Source organism: Acinetobacter sp. M5A5_2a, from assembly GCF_053345265.1.
The window spans coordinates 53,058-65,398 of sequence record NZ_JBKEZV010000009.1; the positions used below are offsets into that span (position 1 = coordinate 53,058).

Sequence of the window (12,341 nt, forward strand, 5' to 3'; positions counted from 1 at the left end):
TACATCCTCAAAAGTTGATTATCAGATCATAAATTATTAACAACTTTTTGAAGTATGCGCTGATTAGGCAGATATAAATTGTGATAAATGATGACAAAATATGTATTTAAGAGAAATAAAAACATCAACTACTTTTTAAATTGGTTGGATTGCGTGTAATTCATCACAATTTATAAAAATAAGATGGAAATCATTTGTTTAGTATTGATTGACAGTCCGCAATATTAAGTTTTATAACTAAAAGATCCTGAAAACTGTTTCTTTAGTAAGAACAGAGAAATAACAATATAAAGACGAATAGATATTAGAACGAAAATATAAGGAGAAGAAATGAACGTCCTTAAATACGCCTTATTTTCTCTTATGGGAATGCTGATAATAAATAGTGCAGATGCCGGAAATACATCTACATCATTGAAGGTCAGTTTAACCATTGTAGAAACGTGTGAAGTTTCCACACAAGGAAATTTAGATTTTGGTTCAGTTGTTCGCTCTCAGCCAGTTGCTGGTGCAAGAACGGATGTATCTGTCCAATGTACCCAAAATACACCGTATCAATTGGCGGTAACTTCAGACAATAACTTTGAACTTAAATCTGCTGCAAGCACAGCATCTGTTGCATATGTACTCTATCAAGATGCTGGTCATACCCAAATTTGGGGAGGGTCGGGAAGTAAAATACGTTCAGGAGTTGCTACAGGAATGAAAGAAACTATTCCTATTCATGGGGCAATTACATCGAGTACCAATGTTCAGGCAACCAAGTATGAAGATTGGGTTCGTGTGAATGTCATATATTAATAATAGAAAAAATAATGATGAATATGAGAACCACCGAAACATTTAACAAATCAGTAGCAATCGATATTCACCATCCTTTTCAACAGGTGCTCGATGAACACACGGTAAAACCTGTTGTGTAGGATGGTCTACAGCCAGACGCCACAAATGTCCCGTCCCTAAATTTACAGGTTGGGCGTTAGATTTAGGCTGATAATGCAAATCAAAAAAATATTCTGCCAAGAAGGCTTCAAACTCAGCATCTGGGCCTTCATGTAATTCTTTGAGCTTTTCTCTAATTTCTGGAATTAAAACTTTTTGTTCAACCTGATCATTGGGCACAATATCGCTAGCAGCGCCGTGATAAGTACATAAGAATGTATCGGTTTCAATGGGGGAGCGATCAACATGAAATGAATATACATCTGTTGAAATGAAATCTAGCTCTTCATCGCGTTCATAATGTTTAAGTAAGTTAAGTACAGGTGATGCGCCAAATGCAGTTAACTGCTCGATATCTTCTAAAATAGTTTTCCTTGCCAGATTGCCTTGTTCTGAAAGGTTTAGTGCTAAAAGATCTTCAATAGAAACTTCTGTAATATTTTCTTTTAAATGAAGTTTATTCACAATTTCTGTAAAGTCACCAACCAAATTTCTGTGCCAACAAATCGCATTTGCCTCTCCTTGAAACTTTGTATTTACAAGTTCAGGGAAACTAGAAACTTGTCTAATTTGATTGCTGTCAGAAAACGTATTCTTCATATGAGAAATAAAATAATAGAGCATGTCTAATATTATAGCCTGAGCTTAGTCGAAAATATTCTAGTCCAGCTTATTAAGTAGATTTAACCTTACTTCAGAAGAACATTATTTGCTTCTGAAGTAAGGTCTTTAAAAGTCGAGTAATTTATTTACCACTCATATTTCACACCCACTCGAAAATTGGTTGGAGCGCCGTAATAGCTATTTGTGGTGGCTAAATGGTATTTCTCATTAAATAAGTTATTAAGGTTGAAGTTGAGCATAAGATTATTGTTCACCTTATAACGCGCCATTAAGTCGACCAAAGCGTAACTTTCTTGAGTAAATCTACCCGTTGCAGAGACTGCATTTTTCTCATAAATTTCGCTTTGCCAACGAATGCCGCCCCCAATGGTAAGCGCTTCATCAAGATAAGGCAGGGTATAGGTCGTAAACAGTTTGGCTGTGTTATTTGGCACACCGGTATTTAATCGGTTGTCTTGGCTATCTTTTGATAAGTTACGGCTAAAGCTTGTGGAAACTTGCCATAAATCAGTCAACTTACCTGTCGCTTCAATTTCAAAACCGCGGCTTTTTGTGCCAGATTCTGTTCGATATGCTTGAGAACCATCTGGGGCAAATACATTGGTTAATGCAATCGCTGTATTGTCCTCTTTAGTTTGATAAATAGCAGCGCCAACATTTAACTGATTATCAAAAAACTCACCTTTAATCCCCAGCTCGGTACTATTGCCTATTAATGGGTCTATGTATTCGCCTGTAACGGCTTTCTTATCTTGTGGTGAAAAAATATTGGTGTAGCTTGCATACGCAGTCCAGTTGTCAGTGAAATCATAGGTAACACCGACATATGGAATGACTTTGCCACTTTCTTCTTGTGTTGTGTAGGTGGTCTTATTGTTAGCATCTGAATGGTTGCCCGTTACGCGCTCCCAGTCTTCTACACGTGTGCCTAAAATAACTGCAAGATTGTCGGTTGCTTTAAGACGAATGGCACCAAAAATAGATTGGCTACGGTCATCTCCACTGTACCAACCATCTATTTTTGTTTCGGGGCGGTTAGGTGTACTGCCATCCCAAGCAAAAATGTTTTTTAGAGTGCCGTCCCATGTCATTCCGTTATTCCAGCCAGAATAGGTGGGGCGTTTATTTTTACTTTTTGTGTAGGTTGTGCCGAGTACTACATCATGAGTTTGATTAAATAAATCAAATGATCCGTTTAAAGTTAAATTAAATAAATCTTGAGTAGGGCGATAATCCCAACGGGTTGCATACAACATCGCCCCACTACCTGTGGCTTTATCGATTCCTTTACTTGAGTAGGTATAGCCCACAATTTCGTCAGAATCTGTAATGGTTCTAGACACCACACCTTTTAATTTCCAGCGGTCATTCAACTGGTGTTCAATATCTGCAAAGTAAGATGTAGTAGAACGGTCAGAACCCGTCCAACTCGCTGCCGCTGAATCTGAGCGAGACCAATCGATTAAACTCCCGTCTGTATAAAAGCTAGGTAAGCCACCTCTAGCGACGCCAGTCATGTCAATTTGTTGGTAACTAACACCTAAACTGCCTTTGGTTTTGTCGGTTAAATCGGCTTCTACTACGGCATAAGCAACTTTACGTTCTTCGTTGTAACGGTCGATGTAAGAGTCTGATTTTTGGTAGGCAAATAGGGTACGACCACGAATAGTCCCAGATTCATTAAGTGGTGTGGAAACATCAATATCGGTACGGTAAGAATCCCAAGAACCAATGTCAGCACTTACTGAAGCTTTAAAGTCCTGTAATGGTTTTTTGCGGACCAGATTGATACTTGCGCTTGCACTTCCAGCACCTGTCATTAAGCCATTTGCACCTCGCACAACCTCTACACGGTCAAATAAAGCCATGTCCTGACTTTGGAAAATACTTGAATATGAACTCATGAGCTTCACGCCATCGAGTAAATAACTATCCACTTCTTTACCGCGAGCGTAAATAGGGGAATTATCACTACCAATATTGCCGCCTTGTTTAATAGAGAGTCCTGCCGCCTGACTTACCACATCGGTTAATTGTGTCAGGTTCTGATCTTTCATTTGTTGATTGGTGATTACACTGACCAGTTGAGGCGTTTCTTTCAGACTTAAGGCTAAGCCAGTAGAGGCGGTGGTCGCCTTCGCCGTATATAAACCTGAACCTTCGGTTGTTAGGTTTTCGCCATGGTCAGCATTAATATGAATCGTTGCTAAATGGGCTGTACCTGCTTCACCACCCGCCGTATCAAATTCTTTACTGCTATTTGCTTTGGTTTTAATCGTTTCCAACTGAAAAACTTTGGGTTCAATCGGAGCGGGAGAAGACTTCACTCGAATGCTATATCCGCCATTGTTGACTTTAACGGCTTCAAATGGCTGATTTTGTAATAGCAGGCTTAAAGCATCATCAACAGCATAATTCCCTTTAAGCGCTTTGTTTTTTGTTTTTGAAAGGCTGGCATTATCGTAGCTAATGGTCGTACCCGTTTGAATCGCAAGTTGCTTAATGGCCTGATCAAGGGTGCTTTGATTAATTGAAATACGATAAGTTTGTGCAGCGTAAGCAGAAGTTGTGGTAAGCGCCGTGACCACCAATGGCGTACTCCACAGCACTGCACGTATAGCCAAAGCCAGTTTACTTTTTGCTTGATAATCCTTCATGTGGTCTTCTCGACAGAGAGTGTATTTCTCTATAAGTCGAACCAGATCAAAAAAAGGGTCACATTTTTTTATCTTTTTTTAATATTTAACAGATAAGGACTGTAATAGGTCAGTTCAAGTTGATGGCTATAGGCCAAAGTTTCTAAGCTTTGCTCAGGGTTCTTTAGAGAAAATACGCCAGAAATCTTAATATCTTTCAATTCCGGATCAATGCTATAGGTTCCCTTTTTATAGCGGAATAATTCATCCAATACTTTTTGTAGTGGCCATTGATCTACGACCAAAAGTTGTTGGGTCCAGTAAGGTTGATCATTATCGAGTGGAAGTGATTTTGAAATATATTTTTCATCAAAAAAAGCACGCTGGCCTTGTTTTAATATCTGTCGTTTAGATGAGTTCTCTGGCTCAATGGCTACTGCGTGCTTATAAACTTTAACTTTTGTTTGTTCGCTATTTTCTTGTCTCACTGAAAATTGAGTTCCTAAGGCTTCTACCGAACCATTCTTTGTTTCGACAATAAATGGTCGATGCTGAGCATCTTTTGCCGTTTCAATATAAATTTCACCATCTATTAGTTTTATTTGACGTTTCTCTTGTGTGAAATTTATATCGATATAGCAATTACTTGCCATAATGAGTTGTGAACCATCTTTTAACGATACTTTTTTAATTTCACCGACTTTGGTGTGATAGTCGGACTGCCATTTTTCCCAAGGGATGAAATATACCGACAAACCAACAATGGCTAAGCCCGAAAGACTCAACAGCATATTGCGTTTAGCAGCGAGATTAAATTTTTGATTGGACTGGACTAACGCTTCGGAAGGGAAGTTACCTGCAAGGTTTGTTAAACCATGGCTAAACTTTTCCATTTGCTGGAGTGCTAATTGATGTTCTTTTTTTTCAGCTTTCCATTGTTCAAACTGTTGCTGCTGTAACGCTGTCATTTCCCCTGAATGCAAAAGTACCAACCAATCTGCGGCTGCATCTAAAACATGGTGAGGGATTTTCGTAATATCTGACATAGGGTAGCAATTTAAGCGCGTTTAACGGGTTTAATTATAGAGGTCTATACATGCTAAAAAAGCTTGTTTCATATCTCTTTTTACCGTGGCCTCAGAAATATCCATTTTTTCACTAATTTCTCGATAAGTCATGCCGTCTAGTTGCGACATCAAAAACACTTGAGCCGTTCGGGTGGGGAGTTTTTCTAATATTAAATGAACCTGATACAAGGTTTCTTGAATATAAACTTCATGTTCGGCTGAGGGGTAATATTCTTCTGGAAGATGTTGTAGGGCATCGAGATAGAGATTTTCAATATGTTGACGACGCCAGTGGTCAATAATGACATGCTTGGCGATCCCCATTAGCCATGCTTGTGGCTCTTTAATTTGTTTAAAACTATATTCACTTTTTAAAGCACGATAAAACACTTCCTGACTCAGGTCTTCAGATTGATGATGATGCTGAAGTTTATGTTTAAACCATGACAAGAGCGTGGTTTGCTGAGAACGGTAAATTTGGCTAAACCATACTTGTTTATCTACATTCAGGTTCATAGCAGAGGAGCCCACAAATTGGTAATGAGTAGCACAATTAAACAAACATTTAAGATATTCTTAAATAGTAATGATAATTATTATTAATATCAATCATTGAAACGATATATTCTAAAAATGGTAATGTTCTAATTTTTCACTATTTAAAGCCTGTACCTTGGGCGCTGAGGGATGTATCGTTAGGGAATAATACTTTAAAATTATAGGGTGATTGAAAAAGCAACATCATTCAATTAAACAACCGGACTGTACCACCACAATTAAAACAACACCGATCTCAAGAAGAATCATATAAAGAACAAGGGAATAAAACATGAAGTTTTATTGGTGAATATTGAAAAGGAAAATCAATGATCAAGATGGGGGTCTATGAAGAAATATTTTACGGTTGATTTATTTATGATAGCTTCGTCTTACTTTAAAAAACGTCAGAAAAATTACCGCGCCGTAAAGGATCAGCAGCTTACAATCGCAGCAAAAGCGAATATCTTTATTTGTATTATTTTTTGCTTGTTTTGGACCATATATTTTGCATTTGCTCAAATGTGGTTGATTGTTGGTATGGACATCTTTTTTACACTGATCTCCATATTTAGCCTTTTTCTCATTTATATCAACCGCGTTTCAGCGGGCATTCTTTTATCTCAAGTCGTTTTGCTTGTTTTTCCAGTCATTTTTTGCTTATTTTTTGATGTAGCTACAAGTGACCGTCCGCAGGTGGCTCAATTGTTTTTACCTGCTGGGGCGATATTGGGATATTTAAATTACCGTAGAAATCCAAGCTTTTTACAAATCGTTTTAATTCTATTGTCGATTGGGTGCTTTATATTTTTTAGTGGTAGCTCTTTTAATCTTGAGAGCGCTATACCTTTGCCCGAAGATATTCGTAAGCATGGTGGCTGGATTGCAACTTGTGTCGCTACCCTCATGATTTGTATTTCAATTTACACCATGCAATTAGAGATACAGACAGAAAATACCATGGTGCAAGACTTGCGCTTAGCACTGGCAAAAGAACAATTTGAGCTTTTTTATCAACCGCAAATCAATGCTTCTGAAACACTAATTGGCGCAGAAGCTTTATTACGATGGCAACATCCTGTTTTAGGTTATGTTCCCACAAAAGATTTTATTCCCGCGGCTGAAAATTTTGGATTAATGCCAGAGATTGGGGAGTGGGTATTGGCTCAGGCCTGCAAAGTTTTAAAAGATTGGAGTAAAAAAGACGAGACCAAAGATCTTACGCTTTCAATCAATATTAGTGCTGATCACTTCATGCAACCAAACTTTGAGCAGAGTGTGATCGGGCTGATTCAGCAGTATGAGATAAATCCATCTCGACTCATATTAGAAATCACTGAAAATATTGCTTTAACGAATTGTGTCAGCATGATTGAAAAAATGCATATCTTATCTAAACAAGGAATTCAGCTTTCTCTTGATGATTTTGGTACAGGATATTCATCTTTAAGCTATTTACAAAAGATGCCCATTAGGCAAATCAAGATTGATCGTAGCTTTGTACAAGCAGCTTTGGATGATAAACGTAGTAATAAATTAGTCACTGGTATTATTAAAATTGGACTAGATTTGAACCTACAAGTGTTAGTAGAAGGAATTGAAACTGCTGAACAGTTTAGCGCTTTTAAAAACAATGGATGTACTGAGTTTCAAGGCTATTTATGGGGAGTCCCAGTGCCTTTAAAAGATTTTCTTAAACAAGTATCACATCTGAATAGTTCGGATTAGTTTTTGATTTCATTGGATGTTCTTCTTATTTTTTATGAGTTTTTAAAATAAAAAAGAGAGCTCAAGCTCTCTTTTTTCTTAATTTACTTATATTAGTTTATTTCGTTTAGCTCATGCTTTTTAAATTAACTGGAAACTCAAGGATATTACTTTTTATCCAAAGAGATAGTTCCAGGGCCAGTGAACGCTAATAAAATGAATCCCCCAATAATGCTTATATTTTTATAAAAATTAATCATATTAGGATGAACGGCATCACCTGTCATATTCCAATATGCATGGCCGATGATTGCAGTTCCTAATGTGTATAAAGCAAAAATTAAAGCAACTGGACGGGTAAAGAAGCCAAGCACAATAAGAAGAGATCCTCCTACTTCCATTGCTACAGCAATAGCGGCTGCAACAACAGGAAGAGGGGTATGTAATGATTGCATGTAACCCACAGTGCCCTCAAACCCAATCAATTTTGGTATACCTGAGATGAGAAAAAGAGCAACTAGCAGTACACGTGCAAGTAATAATAAAATTGATCTGGCACTTTTTAGTTCAAAATATTGTAAGTTATTCATGTGAAATACACCTTATATGTATATTGTTGATAGTGTGATAGAGAGCACCTTTAATCGTTTTTGATAGTTCTAATTAGAGTGGTTGTACTCTTATAATTCTATATCGATAGCCGAATCAGCCCATACCAAACATAGTGTTCCTGCGTATGAGTATAGTATCACCTAGAATGTTTCACAATTGCATCCTCTGAACCTAATATCCTTGTCTTTAAAGAATTTCCTTATTCATTTGCTTATGGGCAGTTCCGACCTATAAAACTGCAAAGATATTATTTAGAATAAATTTAAATTAACTAGTTATATGTAATAACAACTAAACATTAATGATGAAAGATACGGATATTTATTAAACGGGTCACATCATGTCAAGCTTTAAAATAAATACACTTTTACTTTCTCTTATCTCTTGTTCGGTCTTTTTTACAGGTTGTAATGACAGCAATTCTTCTGATGATAATTCGGCAGCAAATCAAGAAATACCCGCAGCGCCAAAGGGCGTAGGCTTTGAGGATACTGCTCCAGTCCCATCAAATATCACCACTATTGTAGATTCGTGGATGACCAATCAACGTGGCGATGCACGTTATGCCACGGTTGAAACAAATGCTGGGGTACGTGTGCTGAGTGGCTTTTTAGAGGTATGGACGCCCTCAAGTTTATTTGTAGATGCAGGCCAATCTGCTGAGGCAAAAGACGGCTTTCCTGCAGTAGTTGTATCAAACTGGACAGGTCTACCGGGTGACAGTACGGACGGTACAAAAAAGAATGCGGATGTATTGAACTACAACATTAATTATTCAATTCAGACCACCCATAAGCGTACAGAAGAAGAAGCTATTCGTGCCTATTTAGATGATAGACGTGGGAAAAGTTATAGCGTAACGACTGGGATGGGAGCATTAACCGATCCGTGGAGAAAACTCACTGGGCAGACCACAACAATCAATTCAGTGCCAGCCGATGCCGCACAAGTAAAATATGATGATAAAGGCAATAATAGTGGACTAACCACGGCCGATGGAAATGCCAACTTTGGAAAAGTCGTTGAATTTGTTCAAGCCATGGGAAATAACTCATCGACGGAGTCTGCAAAACGCTTTTATAAATATGCTCGCCCGTGGCGTTGGAGTTCAGAAGTTATTGTTGTACCGAGTTTAGAGTCTGCAAAAAGTAGTACACCTGCAACTGACGGTGGATTCCCGAGTGGGCACACAGCCGAAGCTGGCCGAAATGCAATTGCAATGGCTTATTTAGTGCCTCAGCGTTATCAGGAACTGATCGCGCGTGGTTTAGATTTGGGTGATTCACGTATTATTGCGGGCATGCATTCAGCGATGGACGTGATTGGCGGTCGACTTCAATCTATTGCCGCAGATGTTGCAAACTTAAATGCCATGACTGTAGAGCAACGAAAAGAAGCTTATCTACAAGCTCAAACACAGCTCATGAAAGAGACTAATAGCTCAACGTTTGAATCATTTTATAGTTTGGCCAAAACACCTTATGACGCGAATGACCGTTTTGCCCATATTGAAAAATTAAAACAGCAGGTGAATCACTGGATGACCTATGGATTTAATCAAATTGGCGATAAAACAAAAATAGCCACAGTACCTAAAGGCGCAGAGGTTTTACTGGAAACTCGACTTCCTTATTTAACGGCTGATCAGCGCCGTGTAGTTCTAAAATCGACTGCGCTTGCTTCGGGTTATCCTGTCATGGACGACGTAGAAGGATACGGTCGCTTAAACCTGTTTAGAGCGGGCGCAGGTTATGGCAGCTTTGATGGTGATGTAAATCTGACCATGGATGCCAGTTTAGGTGGCTTTAGCCAATATGACCAATGGAGTAATGATATTACTGGTGCAGGTAAACTCACCAAATTAGGCACGGGAACTTTAGCACTGACAGGAAATAGCGCATTTACGGGTGGTATTGATTTAAAACAGGGTGGTTTAGAAATATTGTCTGAGCACGGTGCTGGTCAAGGTGATATTTATATGCATGAAAATAGCCTATTAAAAACCAACTCAGCTAAAACAGTTAACATTGCGGGTAACTTAACTCAGCTTGCAGGAACGACATTCAACATCACTTTAAAATCGAATGCACTTCCAGCAGTTCAAGTGGCAAATACCCTGACTTTAAATGGAACATTGCAGCTCGTCACAAAAGACAATTTAGCAGCAGGCACTTATACGGTGTTATCAGCTAAGAAAGTCCAAGGCACCTACAAAAAAGTGACACTGAATGGGAAGGATATTACGCCAATCTATCAAAATAATAGCGTTAAGTTCACGGTGTCATAAGCGTAACAGGGATAACCAATATCTATAGTTAAAATTTAATTGGGCCACTCCAGAAGTGTAATTAAACAATTTTGAAGAGTGGCCCGACTAAGCAACATGTTTGAATAATGGAAAAATATATCTACATACGAATTTTGCTATAGATAGATTTTACATTCTCGGTACTGATTGCCAGCATGTGAATCGCGCCATGAATCATTCCGTCTAACAAATGAAAGTTCACCTGAATACCGGCATCCCACAGTTTTTGAGCATATCTTTCACCGTCATCGCGAAGGGGATCATATTCACAAATAAAAATGGTCGCATCCGGTAGTCCTTCTAAAGACTGAGCGAGTAACGGGCTTACAAGTTCATTCTGTTTTTCACTTTCATACGGCACATATTGATCCCAGCAATAAACCATTGTGGATGAGTCCAAACCATAACCTTCGGCGTATTGGCTATAAGAATTACTACTCATTGTGGCATCTAAGGCAGGATAGAAAAGAAGTTGATGGCTCACCTTAATTTCTGGATGTTGTTTTGCCATGAGACATGTGGCGGCAGCTATGTTTGCGCCTGCACTATCTCCACCTACAGCAATACGGTTTGGATCAATTCCAAACAGTGAAGCATTCTCATGGATATAGCGGAACGCTGTAAAAAAATCATTTAGAGGAGTTGGAAACTTAAACTCTGGAGCCAATCGATAGTCCACAGAAAACACAACCAGTTGAGTGGATTCTGCTAATAACCGACACGAGCGGTCCCATGCGTCTAAACTTCCAAGGCACCAGCCTCCACCATGCGCAAAAACTAAAGCAGGCCGTTGCTCAGTGTTTTCGAGTGAATAGGGAACATAAACACGCACTTCAATTTCGGCACCATCAGAAACAGCAACATGAAAACTTTGCTGATAGCTTGCATCATGATGAATGCCTTGCTGATCAATAATGTCTTTATTTACTTGTTCCCTTAGCTCTTGCAACGAGTTTACTTCTTGTGTACTTGGTTTGGACTTAAGCCAGTTTTCAATTTCAGCAAGTAGAGGCATGGCTTTTTTCCTGCTGCAAAAAATCTAAAATGAGAGAGCTAAATGTTTCTGACTGTTCTTCCATAATGAAATGACCGCAGTCTTTTACAATCGCACTGGTTAAATGGGGTGAAACCTTTTTCATGGTTTCATAAGGTGCATTGTCTGTGGCATGTTCAGCACCTATGGCTAAAACTGGCATGTCTAAGCTTTTAGTTTCTCTGATTTTATTTTGACGTATGGTCTCTGGAATAGAACGGTAATAATTAAAACCCGCTGTTAATCGACCCGGAATTTTATAGGCTTCAATATAAGTTTCAATCGCCACTTTATCTTTGTGCCACGACCATTTATCAAACATATAATTTAAATAAGTATCTTCACGGCCTGTGATTAAAGCTTCAGGTAAATCTAGGGTTTGGTTAAACATGAAATGCCAAAGAAAGATATTTTCACTCGGCTCAACAAAAATAGGAGGTGCAGGTGCCAAACCGGGAATCACTGCTTCTGTTACCGCAAGACGAGTCACTGACTCAGGAAAGTCAGATGCAAGCGCATAGGCAACCCACATCCCAATATCATGACCAACAACCGAATAAGTTGGATATTCAAGTTCAGTCATGAGCATTGATAAAATTTTAGCGATACGCCCCGTATCGTAACTTCCATCCAGTGGAGCTGAATTTCCTGTTCCGGGTAAATCAACAGCGATGGCTTGATAGCCCTGTTTCGCCAGTTCAACCATGACTTTGTGCCACGCGTACCATGTCTGCGGCCAGCCCGGAATAAGCAATACAGCTGGACCTTCCCCTAAGGTGACGTAGTGTAATTTTTTACTTTCGATGTGAGTGTAATGATGATGGAATTCGTTATGTGAGTTTTCATTGAATAATTGAGTTTTCATGTTGATCTCT

9 protein-coding genes and 1 pseudogene are annotated in these 12,341 nt (G+C 38.7%); 3 read left to right on the forward strand and 7 right to left on the reverse strand.

Annotation, left to right across the window (positions count from 1 at the left end; translation table 11 throughout):
• Nucleotides 1–330 precede the first annotated feature (330 nt).
• Nucleotides 331–801, forward strand: coding sequence for a Csu type fimbrial protein (locus ACLBWE_RS12405; protein WP_447603189.1), 471 nt, complete (start codon nucleotides 331–333; stop codon nucleotides 799–801).
• Nucleotides 802–843: 42 nt separating this feature from the next.
• Here the strand turns inward: ACLBWE_RS12405 and ACLBWE_RS12410 are convergent, their stop codons facing one another.
• The 4 genes and pseudogenes from ACLBWE_RS12410 to ACLBWE_RS12425 all read right to left on the reverse strand — a co-directional run bounded on the left by ACLBWE_RS12410 (nucleotide 844) and on the right by ACLBWE_RS12425 (nucleotide 5,785).
• Nucleotides 844–1,542, reverse strand: coding sequence for a DUF1826 domain-containing protein (locus tag ACLBWE_RS12410; RefSeq protein WP_447603191.1), 699 nt, complete (start codon nucleotides 1,540–1,542; stop codon nucleotides 844–846).
• Between the two features lie 149 nt (nucleotides 1,543–1,691).
• Nucleotides 1,692–4,223, reverse strand: coding sequence for a TonB-dependent siderophore receptor (locus ACLBWE_RS12415; RefSeq protein WP_447603193.1), 2,532 nt, complete (start codon nucleotides 4,221–4,223; stop codon nucleotides 1,692–1,694).
• A 58-nt stretch (nucleotides 4,224–4,281) separates the two neighbouring features.
• A pseudogene (locus ACLBWE_RS12420) lies at nucleotides 4,282–5,248 on the reverse strand (FecR domain-containing protein).
• 30 nt (nucleotides 5,249–5,278) lie between these two features.
• Nucleotides 5,279–5,785 (reverse strand): sigma-70 family RNA polymerase sigma factor, encoded by a 507-nt coding sequence (locus tag ACLBWE_RS12425; RefSeq protein ID WP_017390315.1) that lies wholly within the window; start codon nucleotides 5,783–5,785, stop codon nucleotides 5,279–5,281.
• A gap of 369 nt (nucleotides 5,786–6,154) precedes the next feature.
• On the opposite strand from ACLBWE_RS12425, the gene ACLBWE_RS12430 reads away from it, so the two are divergent.
• Nucleotides 6,155–7,534: an EAL domain-containing protein gene (locus ACLBWE_RS12430; RefSeq protein WP_447603195.1), complete on the forward strand. Its 1,380-nt coding sequence runs from the start codon at nucleotides 6,155–6,157 to the stop codon at nucleotides 7,532–7,534.
• Nucleotides 7,535–7,680: 146 nt separating this feature from the next.
• On the opposite strand, the gene ACLBWE_RS12435 is transcribed toward ACLBWE_RS12430, so the two are convergent.
• A complete protein-coding gene (locus tag ACLBWE_RS12435; protein ID WP_092705374.1) occupies nucleotides 7,681–8,103 on the reverse strand; it encodes a DoxX family protein in 423 nt (140 codons plus the stop codon).
• 362 nt (nucleotides 8,104–8,465) lie between these two features.
• On the opposite strand from ACLBWE_RS12435, the gene ACLBWE_RS12440 reads away from it, so the two are divergent.
• Nucleotides 8,466–10,412 carry a phosphatase PAP2 family protein gene (locus tag ACLBWE_RS12440; RefSeq protein ID WP_447603198.1) on the forward strand — a complete coding sequence of 649 codons (1,947 nt, stop codon included), beginning with the start codon at nucleotides 8,466–8,468 and terminating at the stop codon, nucleotides 10,410–10,412.
• Between the two features lie 121 nt (nucleotides 10,413–10,533).
• Here ACLBWE_RS12440 and ACLBWE_RS12445 read toward each other — a convergent pair whose 3' ends face one another.
• Nucleotides 10,534–11,448 (reverse strand): alpha/beta hydrolase, encoded by a 915-nt coding sequence (locus tag ACLBWE_RS12445; protein ID WP_447603200.1) that lies wholly within the window; start codon nucleotides 11,446–11,448, stop codon nucleotides 10,534–10,536.
• Nucleotides 11,432–12,331, reverse strand: a complete 900-nt coding sequence (locus ACLBWE_RS12450; RefSeq protein WP_447603202.1) for an alpha/beta fold hydrolase — start codon at nucleotides 12,329–12,331, stop codon at nucleotides 11,432–11,434. The genes ACLBWE_RS12445 and ACLBWE_RS12450 overlap by 17 nt, the downstream gene beginning before the upstream one ends.
• Between the last annotated feature and the right edge of the window lie 10 nt (nucleotides 12,332–12,341).